Annotated in this window: 13 protein-coding genes; 2 read left to right on the top strand and 11 right to left on the bottom strand. The window is 33.8% G+C overall.

The features are described 5' to 3' along the window. The first annotated feature begins 106 nt into the window (after nucleotides 1–106). A complete protein-coding gene (gene typA / locus ACZ098_RS02635; protein ID WP_487310179.1) occupies nucleotides 107–1903 on the top strand; it encodes a translational GTPase TypA in 1797 nt (598 codons plus the stop codon). Nucleotides 1904–1974: 71 nt separating this feature from the next. On the opposite strand, the gene ACZ098_RS02630 is transcribed toward typA, so the two are convergent. The 5 genes from ACZ098_RS02630 to ACZ098_RS02610 form a co-directional block, all read right to left on the bottom strand. After that, nucleotides 1975–7131, bottom strand: a complete 5157-nt coding sequence (locus ACZ098_RS02630) for a T9SS type B sorting domain-containing protein (protein ID WP_487310178.1) — start codon at nucleotides 7129–7131, stop codon at nucleotides 1975–1977. A 45-nt stretch (nucleotides 7132–7176) separates the two neighbouring features. Beyond that, nucleotides 7177–9471, bottom strand: coding sequence for a T9SS type B sorting domain-containing protein (locus ACZ098_RS02625; protein ID WP_487310177.1), 2295 nt, complete (start codon nucleotides 9469–9471; stop codon nucleotides 7177–7179). Between the two features lie 16 nt (nucleotides 9472–9487). After that, entirely contained in the window at nucleotides 9488–10324 is an 837-nt protein-coding gene (locus ACZ098_RS02620; RefSeq protein ID WP_487310176.1) for an ABC transporter permease, read from the bottom strand. 42 nt (nucleotides 10325–10366) lie between these two features. Further along, nucleotides 10367–11260 (bottom strand): ABC transporter ATP-binding protein, encoded by an 894-nt coding sequence (locus ACZ098_RS02615; protein ID WP_487310175.1) that lies wholly within the window; start codon nucleotides 11258–11260, stop codon nucleotides 10367–10369. Nucleotides 11261–11340: 80 nt separating this feature from the next. Next, complete coding sequence (locus ACZ098_RS02610) at nucleotides 11341–13176, bottom strand: BamA/TamA family outer membrane protein (RefSeq protein ID WP_487310174.1); 1836 nt, start codon at nucleotides 13174–13176, stop codon at nucleotides 11341–11343. Nucleotides 13177–13375: 199 nt separating this feature from the next. On the opposite strand from ACZ098_RS02610, the gene ACZ098_RS02605 reads away from it, so the two are divergent. After that, nucleotides 13376–13804, top strand: a complete 429-nt coding sequence (locus ACZ098_RS02605; RefSeq protein ID WP_487310173.1) for a hypothetical protein — start codon at nucleotides 13376–13378, stop codon at nucleotides 13802–13804. A 47-nt stretch (nucleotides 13805–13851) separates the two neighbouring features. Here ACZ098_RS02605 and ACZ098_RS02600 read toward each other — a convergent pair whose 3' ends face one another. The 6 genes from ACZ098_RS02600 to ACZ098_RS02575 all read right to left on the bottom strand — a co-directional run bounded on the left by ACZ098_RS02600 (nucleotide 13852) and on the right by ACZ098_RS02575 (nucleotide 18469). Beyond that, nucleotides 13852–15117, bottom strand: a complete 1266-nt coding sequence (locus ACZ098_RS02600; protein ID WP_487310172.1) for a peptidylprolyl isomerase — start codon at nucleotides 15115–15117, stop codon at nucleotides 13852–13854. A gap of 22 nt (nucleotides 15118–15139) precedes the next feature. Further along, the gene (locus ACZ098_RS02595) at nucleotides 15140–16237 is read right to left on the bottom strand and encodes a peptidylprolyl isomerase (RefSeq protein WP_487310171.1); all 1098 of its coding nucleotides are present in this window, start codon (nucleotides 16235–16237) and stop codon (nucleotides 15140–15142) included. Nucleotides 16238–16244: 7 nt separating this feature from the next. Next, nucleotides 16245–16835, bottom strand: coding sequence for a gliding motility-associated peptidyl-prolyl isomerase GldI (gene gldI, locus ACZ098_RS02590; protein WP_487310170.1), 591 nt, complete (start codon nucleotides 16833–16835; stop codon nucleotides 16245–16247). Nucleotides 16836–16845: 10 nt separating this feature from the next. Beyond that, nucleotides 16846–17850 (bottom strand): DHH family phosphoesterase, encoded by a 1005-nt coding sequence (locus ACZ098_RS02585; RefSeq protein ID WP_487310169.1) that lies wholly within the window; start codon nucleotides 17848–17850, stop codon nucleotides 16846–16848. Between the two features lie 96 nt (nucleotides 17851–17946). Beyond that, complete coding sequence (locus ACZ098_RS02580; RefSeq protein ID WP_487310529.1) at nucleotides 17947–18093, bottom strand: hypothetical protein; 147 nt, start codon at nucleotides 18091–18093, stop codon at nucleotides 17947–17949. A gap of 10 nt (nucleotides 18094–18103) precedes the next feature. Then, entirely contained in the window at nucleotides 18104–18469 is a 366-nt protein-coding gene (locus ACZ098_RS02575; protein ID WP_487310168.1) for a DUF2237 family protein, read from the bottom strand. Nucleotides 18470–18504: the final 35 nt, after the last annotated feature.

Below are 18504 nucleotides of genomic sequence, written 5' to 3'. Positions count from 1 at the left end.
ATTTTTATATAAAAATTATAATATAAGTTATTAAAACGTAAACTATTACATCTATAGCTAATTTAATAAAAATAATGTGTACCTTTGCACCCATTAAAAATAACAGATGGAATCTATAAGAAACATTGCAATTATTGCTCACGTCGATCACGGTAAAACTACGTTGGTTGACAAAATTATGTATCACTGTCAGCTTTTTCGTGACAACGAAAATACAGGTGATTTAATTCTTGATAACAACGACTTAGAGCGTGAAAGAGGTATTACCATTACTTCTAAAAACGTTTCGGTTACATATAAAGGAACTAAAATCAATATTATTGATACTCCTGGTCACGCCGATTTTGGTGGAGAAGTTGAGCGAGTATTAAACATGGCAGATGGTGTTTGTCTTCTTGTAGATGCCTTTGAAGGTCCAATGCCACAAACGCGTTTTGTATTACAAAAAGCTCTAGATTTAGGATTAAAGCCTTGCGTTGTAATTAATAAAGTTGATAAAGAAAACTGTACTCCTGAAGAAGTTCATGAAAAGGTTTTCGACTTAATGTTTGAATTAGGTGCTGAAGAATGGCAATTGGATTTCCCAACTGTTTACGGTTCGGCTAAAAATAACTGGATGTCTGACCACTGGGAAAATGTGACTGATAACGTTGAAGCTTTACTAGACATGGTAATTGAACATGTTCCTGCTCCTAAGGTATCTGAAGGTACTCCTCAAATGTTGATTACTTCGTTAGATTTTTCTGCTTTTACAGGTCGTATCGCAATTGGTCGTCTTGAAAGAGGTATTCTAAAAGAAGGAATGCCAATTGCATTAGTGAAAAGAGATGGTACAGTAACAAAGTCAAGAATCAAAGAATTACATACTTTTGAAGGTCTTGGACGTAAGAAAGTTCAAGAAGTTATTGCAGGTGATATTTGTGCTATTGTTGGAGTTGAAGGATTTGAAATTGGTGATACAATTGCCGATTTTGAAAATCCTGAAGGATTAGCATCTATTGCAATCGATGAGCCAACAATGAGTATGTTATTTACAATTAACGATTCGCCTTTCTTTGGTAAAGAGGGTAAATTTGTAACTTCTCGTCATATTAGAGATCGTTTAACAAAAGAATTAGAGAAAAACTTAGCAATGAAATTGGGTGAAACTGATTCTGCTGATAAGTTTATGGTTTTTGGTCGTGGTGTACTTCACTTATCTGTTCTTATTGAAACAATGAGAAGAGAAGGTTATGAGTTGCAAATTGGGCAACCGCAAGTTATCATTAAAGAAATTGATGGTAAAAAATGTGAGCCAATTGAGGAATTGACAATTGATTTACCAGAAACACTTTCAGGTAGAGCAGTTGAATTTGTTACGCAACGAAAAGGTGAAATGCTTTCTATGGAAACTAAAGGAGAACGTATGATTGTAAAATTCAATATTCCATCTCGTGGAATTATTGGATTGCGTAATCAATTGCTTACTGCTACTGCTGGTGAGGCTATTATGGCGCACCGTTTTATAGGATACGAACCTTACAAAGGAGAAATTGCTGGACGTAACAAAGGTTCATTGATTTCTATGGAAAAAGGAAAAGCTATTCCTTACTCAATAGATAAATTGCAAGATCGTGGTAAGTTTTTTGTTGAACCAAATGCAGAAATTTACGAGGGCCAAGTAATTGGAGAAAACTCTCGTGGTGATGATATGTGCGTAAATGTAACTAAAGAGAAAAAGCAATCTAACGTTCGTTCGTCTGGGAATGATGAAAAAGCTAGAATTATTCCACCAATTATTTTCTCATTAGAAGAAGCTTTAGAATATATCCAGAAAGATGAGTATGTAGAATGCACACCTAAATCTATTCGTTTAAGAAAAATCTATTTGACTGAAACAGATAGAAAAAGATTTAAAATCTAATATATATTTTCGATTCATAAAAAAAACCATCAATCTAATTGATGGTTTTTTTATGTATTATTTTTTGGAATTTATCTTTTCAAACTGAAATGGCCTTTAGAATTTCTTCCGTCTTCAAATTCAATATTATACCAATAATCATCAGATGGTAATGGTCTTCCATTGTAATTTCCATCCCAACCTTCGCTTACAGCATTCATAGCATGAACTAGTTTGCCATAACGATCATAAATTTTAATGGTTGATTTAGCATAAAATTCAAAATTTACGCCACGAACATTCCAAGTGTCATGTATACCATCACCGTTTGGTGTAAAATATTGTGGAATTCCTAATACCGATATTAGTTGCTCTTCGATACCACAACCATTTAAATCTTTAATATATACGGTATGGAATCCCATTGGAACATTTTCAAAAAAGTTTGAGGTTTGAAACGGACCATAGGGTTCTTGAATACTATATACATAATTTCCACTTCCTGTCACATTGATTAAAATTGTATTGTTTTCAGTTAAATCAGTTACAATGATGTCTTGTATTTGAGCTATATTGGAATATACTACTTCAATTGTTCTAACTACCGTACAACCAAATGCATTAGTAACTTCTACTGTGTAAGTTCCTGCAATATTTACGGTTATTGTATAGGCAGTTCTACCAGGTAATAAGGTACCATTTAAAAACCACTGGTAGGTAAATGCGTTGACAGGATTTCCAACAATTGTTCCAGCACTCAAGGTTACAAATGATGTAGGTATGTTTTCACAAACTAATTCGTCTTCATTTCCATCGGTATTCAAATCAATATTGGGTAAGGGATTCACTATGAAATTCAGTGTAGTTTCTGCATAACAGTCTGGATTTATTGGATTGGTAACTCTTACAATCACATCTTGTGTTGATGTAATAAATGGATTGGCCAAAGTAGTACTAGTTGTTCCATCGGCGTATAAATACGTTACTTGATATCCAGAGTTGATTTGTGTTCCTAAAATAGTGGCTTGAATACCAGTTGTGTCAAAACTAGTACTTCCGTCTTGACTTGCAGGATCAGCAACTTCGTCATCACATTTGGTTAATTGTCCAGCTGGAATTCCAAAGGCTTGCGGTAAAGCATCTACAATAAATTGAAAAGATCCACTGGTTTGACAAGGTGCATCTTGTGCAACGACTTCATTATTTCTAATAGTAATAGTGATCGTTTGCGATGTTGTAACCGAATAAGTTGGAGGGAAAGGTGAATGAATTACCGCACCATTTTGATCGGTATACGTAATTGTTTTATTAGTTTGACCGTTTAAAATTGTGCTTTCAAGATTACTTGTGTCAAAAATATATGTACCATCTTGATCGTCATCACAATGTCTTATGATGTTATTGTTTCCAACGGTATTTATTACAGGTAAAGCTTCTACAACTAAATTAAAGCGTGTGTTTCCAAAACAGTCGTTAGTAGCACTATTTTCTACTCTTGCCCATATAACTTGTAAATTAGGATAACCAATGTTTCTGTAATTGGTGATTTCTGAAGTTGGAATTGCTAATGAATTTCCGTTGGCATCAGTTTCCGCATTAAAGTCGGCTTCATTTCTATAATAATCAACAGTATAATTTCCAGTAGCTGTAATTTGGTTTAGAATAAGTTGCGTTGCCGAGCTAAAATCAAATGATGCAATACCATCACGGTCGTTATTTATCACATCAATAAAATCATCACATTTTACAAAATCGGCAATTTGAAATGTTGCAGGTATTTGTGTAGCAGATACGATGACATTCAAAGTTGCTATTCTAAAACAATTATTGGCATTAGTAACTCTAACATAAATAGTAGTATTGCCAGTATTATATGCTATTGGATTCCCAATTAAAAAGTTGGTATCTTCAGTTTCTGCTGCATTGAAATTAGTATAATATGTAAAGGTTTCGTTGGCCGAATTTGCCGAAATAAAACTATTTTTTTGAGTTAGGTTTACATCAGAAATTCCATCGGTATCGGTATCGCATTGTACTAATGTTGTCGGAGTAGTAATTACTGGTAAGGGTAAAATATTTATTATCGCATTGCTAGAAAATAAACCACATGAATTGCCATTTCTATTGAGTAAAACTCTATATCTGTATCCATTCATGGCGTTCGTTATAGCGTTTACCGTCAAAGTGATGGTAGTAGTACCGCTATAGTTTGCATTATCAGAAAGGTTTGTCCAAGTAACACCATTGTCTGTAGACTGCTGCCACTGGTAAGCGTCTGTTGGCGTTGATGTTACAATAGTAAAGGTAGCATTTTGCAATTCGCAAGCAGTTGTATCCTGAGGCTGCGTGGTTATTACTATTGGTGCTGCTATTATGTAATTTCCGTTAGGAATTGTATAACCACTTGTATTGTTATTGGTTACTATTCCTGTAGACGGGTTGACCGTTGTAGGTGCTGTATTTCCTACAATTCCATCAGCATTAGCATCAGTAAAACCAGCTTCAATAACATCGCTACAACCATCATTATCACTATCTAGCTCTATGCTGTTTCGTATACCATCTGCATCAGTTTCAGCAACAGTATAGTTTAAAATACCACTATCTGGAAATGTTTCTAAGGTATCAATTAATCCGTTTGTTCCTGCAGCAGAAGTTAAAATTTGCCCAGTACTGTTGGTTTGATTTCCTGCAAAACCTGATTCGTTTAAATCATATATTCCATCATTATCCGAATCTAAATCTAGATAATCTGGCACGTTATCATTATCTGAATCTGCTGGAATCAATCCAGTTCCAAATGCATCATCGATACCATCATTATTTGCATCTACTCCAGAAGCGGCAATAGGATTTAGTCCTTGTGCTTCAATAAAATCTGGTATTCCGTCATTATCAGAATCAAAATCTAATGCGTCTGAAACGCCATCACCATCATAATTATTAGTTGTTCCAGAATTTTTTGGCACACATACCGCATAGAACTTCATCGTTGCTCTGTTTGGTAAGTCGTCAACTAAATTTTTATGAGTAAAACTAACTGTATTTGCTAAATAGGAAACAAATCTAAAACTAGTATTTCCTGCGACTAACGGAACGGTACCGTTTATTCTAAAACGAATTTCAAATGATGAAAATTCAGTAACATCAGTTTCATAAAAACCATCATAATTGGTGTCAATCAATAATTCGTTATTCGGATTTAATACTGTGATTGTTTTGTCAACCTGCGAATTCACAATAAATTCGGCATTAGAGTTTAATAAATCCGTTGGATTTGCTGTTGATACATATTCTAATCCAAGTGTGATAGGTTGTGCAAACGTAAGTTGATATTTTACAAAATTGGTTTTACCAGCTGGAACATCAGATACAAAACTTCCATCTGTATTAGATACAAGTGGCGTTGCACTAGCTGTAGTTGAAGTTGTAATTGTTCCTGTGAAACTATTAGTATAATTTCCTGCGCCAACATTTAGAATTCCTGCTGTACTGTTGGATAAATTTATCGGTTGGTTTCCGAAAGATTCGGTACAATTCGCTATACCGTCGTTGTCATAATCCAAATCAACATTATCATTGGCATTATCATTATCCGCATTAGTAGGACAATTGCTAACGGGAATTTTATCTGATGTTAAAGTCGTTCCACATGCAGCGATTGTCGCAGATACGAAATAATACCCTGGATTTGCAGGAGTATAACTTGCAGATGTAGCTCCAGAGATTGGTAAATCGTTAAAAAACCATTGGAAAGTATCAAACCCGCTTAAAGTATTGACCTGTAGATTGACGTTAGCAATACAATTTGCAACACTTGTACTTACTGGTTGATAAGAAATTTCTGGTTTGAATGTAAATCCTGAATAATAACCTCCAAAAGTCGCTGCACCACTACTTCCGTAAGCCGCTACGTACAATTCGGTGGTTGAAAATACCGATACATTACCGCTTAAACCAAATAAAGTGTAGCATACGTAGTCTGTATTTCCTGTAACAGTAGAAGGTCCAGCTATGGTAACGCCTGGAGGCAAATTCGAAACGGTATACGGAACTGAATTTATGATAAAATTCAAAGTAGATCCAACTTTGGTCGTGATGGTTACTCTACCCGTAAAAACGCGATTTCCTATTAAATCAATAAATGGAATATTATTGATTTCTTTAGGCGTTTGACAGCTCAATGGTGGGACAAAAAATAACTCTTGATTGGCTTGATCGGTTCTAATATCGTCTCCAACACTCTGATAAGCGAAAATATTTTTTGATGAATGTACAAATAAGTTTCCAGATGCATTATAATCATTTCCTGTTAAGGCAATATAGTCACCAGCATTTAAAGTGTAATTTGGTGTTGTGCTACCATTTAAAAAGATTTCTGTATTATCAAGGTCTGCAATTAGCAATACTCTTTCAACATTAGCAAGTCCGGTGCTTTTAATAAAAATGTAATCCGTTCCAGTTCGTTCAGCAGAAACAATTTGATCGAATCCTAAATCTAAATTGGATAATTCACCATTAGTACCTCCAAATGAGCCACAATTTACTGCAATAGGTTTATCTGAAGTGACAAATGAACCAATCAAAGCATCCTTATTGGCGCCATTAGGACCTTGAACTGCCATTACAAAGCTTTGGCCACTATTCAAGACTATATTTGCAGGCGTATTGCCACTTCCTGCATCGTTTAATAATTGTGCACCTGGATCAATATTCCCAAATTGTATGGTTGTGTTGTTTTCTGTAGCTAAAATGGATACAAATGTGTGATGAATTGCAGAATAATTAGGTGTTAAGGTATTGATAAAACCACCAATTCTAAAATGAGTTCCTAAGGCAGCCGATCCTTTTGAAACCAATTCTCCAGCTTGATTTCCATCATCTGTAGCAACTCTGGCGCTCACATAAACTAAATCTGATGCTTCAACAATATATCCTTTATTAGATAATATGGTATTAACGTTAAATTGTTCAGTAATTAATTGGTTGGAGTTGCCTTGTCCTCCAAAAACATCATATACATATGGAGTATCTCGTGTGACAGTTCCACTTATCGTTACTCCTCCGTTTTCTTTTAATAAAAAACTTACAGGTGTCGTACTTGGAGTTGATATATATAAGTATTGGCTTCCTACAGATAAATTTTGAGAATTGGATAATGGCGGTATGTAATGCGTTTTACTAAATTGTGAAAAGCAACTTAATGAGAGTAAAAACAGTACTAAAAATGGGTAAAACTTCTTTTTCATCCGATAAAATTAATAAAAATTATAGGAATAAAAAAAATATAACTGTTATCGCTTTAAACTAAAATGTCCTTTTAAGGTTTTTTGATTGTCTAAAACTAATACAAACCAATAATCGGTAGACAATAAATCGGTATTTTTTAATTTTCCATTCCATCCAGGTTGTCCACCTTTAAAGCTATAAATGGCTTTTCCGAACCGATCAAAAATAGTTATCTTGTCTTTAGGAGTAAGATTTTTAATGTACCAAGTATCGTTTATACCATCATTGTTAGGAGTGAAAAATCTTGGATAATCTAACACAGAAACTAATTCTATATCAAATCCGCATCTTCCAATATCACGTACAATTACTGTATAAACTCCTGTAGCCACATTGGAGAAAAACGACGATGTTTGAAAGTTTACTCCATCAATAGAATATTCGAAAATTCCGCTTCCAGTTACATTTACTTCAATAGAATTTGCTGAGCCAGAAAAATCATTTACGGTTACCGATGTAATTTCTGGTATTTCTGAAACTGACACTATAAAGTTCTTAACAGCAGGACATCCGCTTGAATTGGTTACCACAACGTTATAATTTCCTGCAGTCGTAACTGTGATTGACGATGTCGTTGCTCCAGTATTCCACAGGTAAGTTGAAAAGGTATTGGCTACTGCTAAAATTTCGGAACTGTTTTGACAAACTACTACAGCTTCATCAGCAAAATTTGGCGGATTAAAACTTACTATTTGTAAAGTAACAGGTACAACACCATAACAATCTGGACCATTTACGATTCGTGCAAAGAAGATTTGATTTGAGGCTGTCGTGTTGGTGAAATTATTTGCTAGGGGATTAGACTGACTAATGGCATCATTTTCAGTCGCATAATATTCTACCACAAGACCATTTGGTAAGCCATTTAGTACATCTGGAGTTACAATTGTATTTAGATTAATTGTAGTGAAATTGTCAAATGTTCCGTCTTCATCACATGTTATATAAGGATTTAAAGTTGGTAGTGCGTTGTTAGCTATTTGCAAGTTTACCGTGGCATAATTTACGCAACCATACTGATTAGCAACCTTAGCGATAATTTGATTGCCAAGAGTATTTGAAAATGAAGAAGGATTTGTAATCGGATTTGATCCAGTTGAAGCATCGGTTTGATTCAAATAATAAGCTACAGTTCCAAGTTGCAAGTTATTCTGCTTGATTAAATTGTCTAATTTTGTGAGATTAAATTCTGAAAATCCGTCGGCATCATCGTCACATTGTACTAAACTCACAGGATTTGTTAAAGCAGGCAATGAAGCATATTCAATTTTGATTTCACCAATTGCCTTACAAGTTGTTGCACCTAAATTTAGTTCAACAGAGTAATCTCCAGCAGTAGTAACGGTGTAAGACGCATTAGTTTCACCCGAAAGTAAATTTCCGTTTTGAAACCATTGATAGCTATTTGCTCCAGGTTCATTTGCAGTTACAACTAATGTTTCGTTTTCGCAAAGTGGATTATTGTTGGCTAATAATCGGTCTGGACCTAAATTGGTTGTGCTATTAAAACTACCACCACCAAGAAATATAGCAGAGTCATATAAGTTGTTGCCCTGATCGGCAATTACAAGTTTGATGTGGTAGGTTTCTCCAGCAATTACTTGTGACTTTGCTTTTAATATTACGGTTTGTCCATTAAAATTTGTTGGATGTTCGTCTGCGTTGAAACCGTCAAAATATTCTTCGTTCGCGGCTGGGCAAACTGTTCCTGAACCACGAACTGTATTAACTTTTACCGGGATTGATGTATTTGGCACTACTGCTAAATTTACATACGGATCTGAAGTATTGGCTTTTTTTAACAAGAAAGCAAATCCATCGGTAAAATTACATTGATTGGGTGTTGGACTGGTTAAATATTGTTCGGAAGAAAAGATGTAATCAAAACTAAAATTATCAGTAATTGGTGTAAAATCAAATTCTAAAATTGTTGCATTTATAGAACCTGAAATTCCTAATGCTTGTTCTAAATCGGTATCACCTGGCCAATTTGTTCCACCTTCACTTAGCAATGAACCATTTGGTCCAACAGCTGATGAAGCGTTGCCAGTACTCAAAATTATGCCGTTTTCAAATGGAAAGGAACTACCATTTTTATCAAAAAAACCGTAACCATTGGAAGCGCTGTTTTGAGAACTTGTTACAGAAATATTAGCAACGTTAGCACAGCCGCTATTTAGCAGAACATTTTGAACAAGTTGTTGTGGTGAATACGAATCGTCAACAGTTATATATTGACTATAACTTGAATTGAAAACAGCAAGAAAATAAATTAGGGACAGTATTTTTTTAACCTTCATAGCATCGGCAAAGATACTATAAATCGCGTTTTTTCAAAAGTTTATACGATAAAAACACAAATAGTGCTGTCCAAGCTATAACAATTAACAAGGAATACCAATGCACAGAATAATCTTTCAGCTGGTTGATGCCTACTTGGTTTCCCATAGTTTTAACGACCGATAATCTAGAAAAAGGTTCAATAATTAAATTGCTCATGGATTCCAACGGCATAAAAGCATAAAATTCATCCACTTTCGGACTTCTATCGAAAATTTCAAATTTCATAATACCGTACGAAATTTTTTCTACTATAAACCAGATAAACAAAAAGCCGATTGCAAATGCCGATCTTTTGATTAAAATTCCTAAAAACAAGCAAAAAGAGAAAAAACCAACCAACTTAATAAAGTAGGCTAACAAATATTCTAAATCTGAAAATATTATTCCAAATTCATCATAGGAAGAAAATATTAATCCTAAAATCAACGAAACTACGAATACAAATACAGTTGAAACTCCAGCAAATAGGAGTACAGTGAAAAATTTAGAAAGTACAAATTCTTTTTTACTCAACCCATCAATTAGGTTTTGTTTTAAGGTTCCATAACTGTATTCGTTGGCCATCATCGAAACAATTACCACTGCCAAGAAAATTTTTAAAATAGAGGCAATGTAGGTGTTAAAATGCCAAATGTAAGGAAAATTAAAAATTCCTTCGTCAGCGAAATGCAGTTTAAACGAACCAATTTCAAATTTGATTGATGCAATTAAAGCAATAAAAGTCAAGAGAACAAAGTAGGTGATTGTGAGAATTTTACTAGCTCTATTTTTCCAAATTTTATCTAGTTCTATGGTCAGTAATCGTATCATTTAAATTGTATTTTAGGTTTGATGAGTTTTTTGAAGATTGAATTATTTGCCAGTTAGTTCTAGAAATTGTTGCTCTAAACTTTGTTTTTTTAGTGCTAAATGGCTCAGAAATACATTTCTTTCTGCTAAAAATTTATTTACAAATGCAGGATCGATTTCATTTTTAGAGAAAACTATAATTTTCCCTTCAATTTCTTCTACCGATTCGATATTTGGTAATTGTTGAATAGCGATTGATAATTGTTTTAAATCTTCAGATTGAAGTTCTAAATAATTGGCATTTTTAGAAATACCACCTACAATTCCAGTATAAAGAATTTCGCCTTTTTGTAATACGAGTACGTGGCTGCATACTTTTTCTACTTCGTCTAACAAGTGCGAGGCAAGTAAAATAGTGGTTCCTTGCGAGGCGATGAGTTTTATGATATCTCTTATTTGGCGAATTCCCTGCGGATCAAGTCCGTTAGTTGGTTCATCCAAAATTAAAATTTCTGGATCATTCAGTAGTGCTGAGGCAATGGCAAGACGCTGTTTCATTCCTAATGAAAAAGTACTAAACTTGCTGTTCATTCGATCTAGTAAGCCAACAACTTCTAGTTTTTCTTGAACTTTAGAATAGTTAATGTCTTTAATCTTGCATACAAGTTCTAAATTTTCTTTAGCCGTCATGTACGGATAAAAATTAGGTCTTTCAATAATAGCGCCTACTTTCTTCAAGGCTTCATGCGTTTGCATTGTTCCGCCAAACCAGCTGTATTCTCCAGAAGTTTTGTTTACAACATTGAGAACAATTCCTAATGTGGTTGATTTTCCGCTTCCATTTGGACCAAGAATACCATAAACATTGCCTTTTTTAATTTCTAACGAAACATTTTTGACAGCTTGAAGTTTTCCGTATTTTTTATTTAAATTTTGAATTGAGAGAATTGTGTCCACAGCTTATTTGGTTTTTTGATTTAAGAGTAGGACGAACGAAAGTTAAAATTGTTACTAGATTGTCGTATTTTAAAATAAATTTACCGGTACGGAACGATTGTAGGCTGACCAATTTGATAGTCGGGAATTTCAAAATCGTCGTTTTTAAACGAATTTGTTTTGATTACGTTAGTTCCGTTTTCTGGTATATTTGGATAAAATGAAAAGGATAATTGAAAATTATTGAACACCAAATATTCGTTATTTATTAAAACCCCCAATCCAATTTGAGAGTAAAACTTGGTATTAAAAGTGTCACTGCCACTATCACTAAGCGAACCAATTGTTAAATTAAAAAATGGACTAAAATGAAATCCATGCCAATTTCCAGGTGCGTACGATTGGGTTTGAAATGCAACCAACAACCTCTTAGACCCTAAAAGTCTTTGATTATAAGGGAATCCAGGAATACCATTGGTTTCTTCTAATGACAAACGATCTCTAATAACAAAATTTCGGTTGGTACCAATTACAACACTTGGTTTTATAAATTGTCTGAATTTCCAAGTTCCAGCAGTTAGCAAGTTTGTAAAATAATTGGCTTCAATTCGAAAAGTGGCTTCTTCATTATTTCCATTGTTTATAAAAGTACCGTATTCGATATTGGTGCCCAAATAGCCGAAGCTAAAGTAATTACCAAATGATAATTTGGTTCCAAAATAGGCTCTACTTAAACTATTTTTGTTTTGAAATCCTCCAGTAAACGAAAAAATATATCCGTACGGTACATCTTCAATAATCCCGAAATTGAATAAGTATTTGTCTACCTGAAATTTTTGAGATGAAATTCCAATACTGCTTAAATATAATTTTTCGGAGTTAAAAAACCGTTCGGGATCAAATTCTAAAGTAGGCTTTTCTTCATAAGCAATATCGGCATACCGCAAAGTAGTTACCAATTTTACGGTCTTGGTTTCTTCGGTTTTACCCGAAAAAATTCTGAATGAATGTCCTGCCCAAATGTCTTTAGTTTTGATTTTATAAGTTTGAAGTGCTAAAACATTAGAACTATCGGGAAGCGAATCAGTATAAAATTGATGTCTGTAGGTTGCGCCTGCTGCCCATCGTGCATAAGTGGAGTAAAATGGTCGCTCTGCCACGAAGCTTCTTACCGTATTGTTGTTTAAATCATTACTGTAATTTGCAGTTGCATTTATAAAGGTGTTTTGAATATTATTGATTCTATATCGAGCCGAGTAGGAGTTGTCGCCGTTATCAAATCGGGTTCCATAATTGTTCTCGAATTCGTGACCTAAGCCAAAAAAATTTCGTTCGGTTAGTTCTATATTACTTCGTGATCCCGAAAATGATCCGGTTGGAATAAGACTCCAAGAATCTAAAACTCGAACCGACACATCGACCGAATCGGTAGAACCAATTACCGATACAGGTTTGATTACCACACTTCGCACATAGCGTTGGCGTCTTATCAATCGTTCGGATTCTTTTGCTTTTAACGAATCCAGTTGATCGTATTTTTTGAAAAGTAAAATATTTTTTATTGTCCAGTTTTTGGTTTTCAAATGCACTGCATTTCCAAATCGTTCGAATCCTTTTTCAGGTTTGTCTAAATCATTATCGGATGAATATCCAAACGGATCCAAGGTTTCAATGTATATATTTCGGATGATTTTACCTTCATGTTTGTCAAACTTTTTCTTTAAGATGGCTATTTTATGAAGTTTTCTCTGCGATGGCTTTGAAATTCTGGTCGATCTAAAAATTAAGCGATAAACAAATTTACCAAATCCACTTTTTTTGGAATAATTTTCAATGTCTTTGTATACTTTAGTACTGTCTTTTTTAGGCGTAACAGTTTGAGCTGTGCTAGTAGTACAACTTAAGAGTAGGAAAAGAAAAAAGAAAATTATTCTCAAAGCTATTTTGTATTCTGGAAAGGTTTCGAAATTATCTATCTATGTAACGCTTTTCGAGTGTAACATCTTACAAAGAAACAAAAAAGTACTTCTATTTTCGGGTAAATTTTTATTTTTAAACCAAATTAATTATCTAATTCTTTCAAGGTATTCTGCAGAATTGTCTAGAAAATTTTAATTTTGCTCAAAATTGATACTTATGATAGTAAATCCAAAAAATGGAATAGATAAACTTCTATTTGGAATGAAGAAAAAGGATGTAGAATTGTTGTATGGTAAGCCCAATAAACAATTTACAGACGACGATGGAAACACGATTTACTTGTACAATAATTTAAAATTTCGATTGACTTTCTATGAAGATGAAGATTTTAAATTAGGATATATTATTTCTTCTAACCAAGATGTAACGTTACTTGATAAGAAAGTAATAGGTGTTAATGTAGTGGAGTTAAAAAATGCATTACCTTTTAAGAATTGGGAACAAGAAGACTTTGATTCAACCGAAAACCATTTTAATGAAAGTAATTGGATTGTGTTGCAATCAGAATACGATACCGTAATTCGATTGGAATTAGGTGCTGTATTGAATGACAAAGACGAGTTTGTATTTAAATTTAAATCATAAAAAAAAGGGTATGAAATTCATACCCTTTTCTTATTATATGTTATAAATTATTTAGTAGGATTAGCGTCAAGTAATTCTACTTCAAAAATAATATTAGCATTTGGTGGAATTACATTACCAGCACCTTGCGCTCCATAGGCTAAGTTGGAAGGAATAAATAGTGTTGCTTTGTCGCCAATATTTAAAGCATTCAACCCTTCTGCAAAACCTGGTATAAACTGATATTTTCCAGCTTGAGCTTGCATTGGTTGATAACCTTTTGCATTAGCTCTGTTTTGGTCAAACTTCCCAAATTGCTGTGTTATGCTTTCAATACAACTGTCAAATAAAGTTCCATCTTCTAAATATCCAGCATAGTTAATGAATACTGTTGAACCTTCAACTGGTTTTACATTTGTTCCTTTACTAGTTACAGTATATTCTAAACCAGATGGTGTTTTTATAGCATTTTTTCTAACTTGTGCCAATTCAGATACTTTTTGTGCCATTACATTTCCGTATTTTTCAACGTATATTTTTTTGGCTTCAAGATCTAAAAGTGCTTGTTTTTTTCTGTTTTCTTCTGCTAATTCCGTTTGCTTTTTTCTGTTTTCAGCATCTAGAAGAGCTTGTTTTTTATCATCTTCTGCTTTGTTGGCAAAATAGGTAGAAAATACTTTTGCAGCATCAAATTTTTGAGCTTCTGTTCCTACTTTTTTGATTGTTATTTTAGTAATAATATCATCTTGTGCTATGGCATTTACTACATCCATTCCTGTTACTACATGACCAAAAATCGAATGTTTATTATTTAACCAAGGTGTATCTTTGTGTGTTATAAAAAACTGCGAACCATTAGTTCTTGGACCTGAGTTTGCCATCGACAAAATTCCTGGTTTGTCGTGAACCAAACTTGCATCAAATTCGTCTTTAAAAGCATAACCTGGACCACCAGAACCATTTCCGTCTGGATCACCACCTTGAATCATGAAATTAGCAATTACTCTATGAAATTTCAAGCCGTCGTAGAATTTTTTTCCTTTATACTTTTCTGCTACTGCGGTATTTTTGCCTTCTGCAAGTGAAACAAAATTGGCAACAGTAATTGGTGTTTTTTGGTATTCAAGTTTTACAACGATAACACCTTTAGAGGTTGTTATTTCTGCAAATATTCCGTCATTGCTAGAGGAAGGTGTTGGAGCAAATTTTGGCTTTACCGAAGTTGTTGCTGGTTTTGCTTTTACTACCGGTTTGGTAGTTGCTTTTTTTGTTTGTGCAGTACCAATAGTAACACTTAAAAAAAGTAACACTAATAATTTAAGATTTATTTTCATGGATTTTTAAAATTTGGATCAATTATTTTTTTTCTAACATTTCAACTTCAAATATGATATTAGCATAAGGTGGAATAACTTTTCCAGCTCCGTTTTCACCATAGGCTAAATTAGTTGGAATAAATAAAATGGCTTTATCACCAACATTCATTTTTTTCAAACCTTCTTCAAACCCTACGATCATTCCACCATTACTTCCAACAGTGTATGGCAGTGTTTGATACCCGTTTTGTGCAGCTCTCTGCGGATCAAACATTCCAAAGGCTTTTACAGTTTCAATATCACTTGAATCGAAAAGCGTTCCATTTTCTAAATACCCTGAGTAGGCTATTAATGTAGGTGTTCCAGACGGAGTTTTTTGGGCAGAACCTTTTTTTATAATGTGGTATGCTAAGCCCGAAGGTAGTTTGGTTGCTTGCGCTTTTTGCTCTTTAAAAAAAGCTACTTTTTCAGCAATTATTTTTTGCGCTTTTTCAGCACTTATTTTCTGCTCTGCTTTTTGAGATTCGAATGCAACTGAAAAGTAGTCTGTGAAAACTTTATCAGCTTTAAATTTCTTGGCATCTTCTCCTTTTCTAATAATTGAAATTGAGTTGATTACATCATCTTGAACTATAGTGTTTACAACTTCCATTCCGTTTTCTACAACACGTCCAAATATGGTATGTTTTCCGTTCAACCAAGGGGTTTCTAAGTGTGTAATAAAAAACTGACTGCTATTGGTTCCTGGACCAGAATTAGCCATAGCTAGTAATCCGCCTTTATCAAATTTTTCTTCAGTAATTTCATCTTTAAATTTGTAGCCAGCATCACCACTACCATTTCCAAGTGGATCACCACCTTGAATCATAAAATTAGGAATTACTCTATGAAATTTTAAACCATCAAAAAAAGGTTTTCCTTTAAAATCATTGCTAACAAATGTGTTGGTACCTTCTGCTAATGATACAAAATTAGCTACAGTTACAGGCGTTTTTTTATAATCTAAGGATACTAAAATAGATCCTTTAGAGGTTTCAATTTCGGCATATAAACCATCAGCTAGGTTAGCATGGTCGTCTTTACACGATGTCAAAGTTAGTGCTATGAATGCAGTTAAAAGGTAAATTGTTTTCTTCATTTTTTAATTATTCGGGTGTTATATTTTTTTTTGTATCTGTTTTTGGTGGGTTTGTATCTAGTTTAAAATCGTTTAAAGTAACGGTACACATTATCGGTTCGTTTGTTCCAATTCTGTTGTCATCTCCATGGTAACCAAATGCCATGTGCGACGGAAATAAGAAGGTAACTGTTTCATTCTTATGCATAAGTTTTATACCATCGCGCAAACCCATCAATATATCCTGCTTGTCTACCAAGTAGGTTTGAGGTTTTAGTTCTAGTTTGGAATAAATAACATTGCCTTTTAAATCTTTAATCTCATAATCAAAAAAAGCAACATCACCTTTTTTTGGCGAGATACTATCGGTTGAATTTTTAGTTTCATAGCGGTACCAATATCCTTTAGTAGAAGCGATATATTTGATTTTTGGATTACTATTTATTATAGCTTGAATCTGACCTTCTTCTCCTTTAACTAGTTTTTTGTTGCGTGCCGCCGATTCTTTCAAAAACTCGCCAGATGATCTAGACACAGGCATGCGCGCTTGCTGTTGTTTACAGCTTACTAAAGCTATAAAGAGCAGTAAAATGGGAAAACTTTTTTTTATAATTTTCATAGTTAACTTTTTAAATATCCAAAGTAGATACTATTTTTTCAAACTTATTGATTGTATTGGCCAGCGTGTCGTTTGATTTTCCACCTGCTGCATTAATATGTCCACCACCACCAAAATAGGTTCTTGCAAACTGGTTTACATCAAAATCTCCTTGCGAACGAAACGAAATTTTAATAACATTTTCGTCACGGTGTTCTATAAAAATGGCTGCAAAAATAATGCCTTTAATTGACAATCCGTAATTTACATTGCCTTCAGTATCACCTTTTTCATAATGAAATTCATCTAGCTCATTTTGTGAAAGCGAAATGTATGCCGTTTTAAATTCGGGCATTACTTTCATATTTTGAAGCGATCGACCAAGAAGCTGTAATCTATTATAAGAATTATTGTCGAAAAGTAAGGTAGGAATTTCAGTGTTTTCAACTCCTAAATCTATAAATTCAGCAACAATTCGGTGTGTTGTACCAGTTGTTTTTGGAAATTTAAACCCACCAGAATCGGTAAGTATTCCAGTATACAAGCAAGTTGCAATTGTTTTATCAAGTACTTCTTTTTTACCTAGAAATTCAATAAAATTATAGACCATCTCACAGGTAGATCCAAATGAAGTATCAGAATAGGTAACTGTAGCATAGGCATCTGGCGCTTGATGATGATCAATCATGATCATGGGTGTGGAAAGTTTGTTTAAAACGTGTTCCAACTCGCCAGTGCGATGTAAAGCATTAAAATCTAAAGTAAAAATTAGTTCTTGTTCCTGAATAATTTTGGACACATTTTCCTTGTCGTTTTCATAAACCAAAACAGTTTCAGAAGCGGGTAACCAAGCTAAGAAATTAGGGAAATCATTAGGTACAATTACAACTGGATTATGATTTAATTTTAATAAAAAATGATACAATCCCAGCGTAGATCCCATAGCATCTCCGTCTGGACTTCGGTGTGGAATAATCGCAATTTTCTTGGGCGTAGCCAACAATTCTTGAATGGCTTGAATGTCTTTTTCGTTCATAGGTTGCGAAAATACTAAAAATTAACACAATCACTACACAGATTAACACAGAATTTAATGTTTACTTTTTCAGAAAAATGTAAAGTTATTTTGGAATCAATGGCGCGTGCCTTTCCAAGTTCCACCATATTTGTAGTTTTCTAATTTTTGGGATTTCACACAGCACGATTTGCATACAAAGAGCCAAGTTTTACCTTTTTGAATTTGAATTCGAAACAGTATGGATTCTTCGACTTTACACAAATCACAAGTTTTAGTTTTCAAATTTTTTACTTATTAATTCCTCAAGTTTAACATGTTCTAAAGCTTTACTATTGGTAGCTTCAAGTATAACAGGCGGTGCAATACCTGCATTGAGTGCTTCTTTCCATCGTAATGCGCACAGACACCAAACGTCACCTGGTTTTAAACCTGGGAATCCGTTAGCAGGATAGGCTGAAATTAAATCGTTTCCTTTTGTAAGAGAATAATTTAAAAACTCTTCTGTAACTACTGCTGCAACCACGTGAACACCACGGTCATTTGCATCCGTTGAACAATACCCATTTCTGTAAAAACCAGTTAATGGATCGATACTAGCTAACTTTAATTCGGTACCAAGAACATTTAATTGATTCATTTTCGTCGTGTTTTTTTTTAAATCTTTGCTATTTG

It is taken from the genome of Flavobacterium sp. SP2, assembly GCF_057626655.1.
This window is presented reverse-complemented; position numbering and strand designations above follow the sequence as displayed.

Excerpts from the sequence above, each read along its gene's own strand:
- ACZ098_RS02600 (WP_487310172.1), bottom strand. The coding sequence starts at position 15,117 with ATGAAAATAAATCTTAAATTATTAGTGTTACTTTTTTTAAGTGTTACT.
- ACZ098_RS02630 (WP_487310178.1), bottom strand. The coding sequence starts at position 7,131 with ATGAAAAAGAAGTTTTACCCATTTTTAGTACTGTTTTTACTCTCATTA.
- ACZ098_RS02605 (WP_487310173.1), top strand. The coding sequence starts at position 13,376 with ATGATAGTAAATCCAAAAAATGGAATAGATAAACTTCTATTTGGAATG.
- ACZ098_RS02585 (WP_487310169.1), bottom strand. The coding sequence starts at position 17,850 with ATGAACGAAAAAGACATTCAAGCCATTCAAGAATTGTTGGCTACGCCC.
- ACZ098_RS02575 (WP_487310168.1), bottom strand. The coding sequence starts at position 18,469 with ATGAATCAATTAAATGTTCTTGGTACCGAATTAAAGTTAGCTAGTATC.
- ACZ098_RS02620 (WP_487310176.1), bottom strand. The coding sequence starts at position 10,324 with ATGATACGATTACTGACCATAGAACTAGATAAAATTTGGAAAAATAGA.
- ACZ098_RS02625 (WP_487310177.1), bottom strand. The coding sequence starts at position 9,471 with ATGAAGGTTAAAAAAATACTGTCCCTAATTTATTTTCTTGCTGTTTTC.
- typA (WP_487310179.1), top strand. The coding sequence starts at position 107 with ATGGAATCTATAAGAAACATTGCAATTATTGCTCACGTCGATCACGGT.
- gldI (WP_487310170.1), bottom strand. The coding sequence starts at position 16,835 with ATGAAAATTATAAAAAAAAGTTTTCCCATTTTACTGCTCTTTATAGCT.
- ACZ098_RS02595 (WP_487310171.1), bottom strand. The coding sequence starts at position 16,237 with ATGAAGAAAACAATTTACCTTTTAACTGCATTCATAGCACTAACTTTG.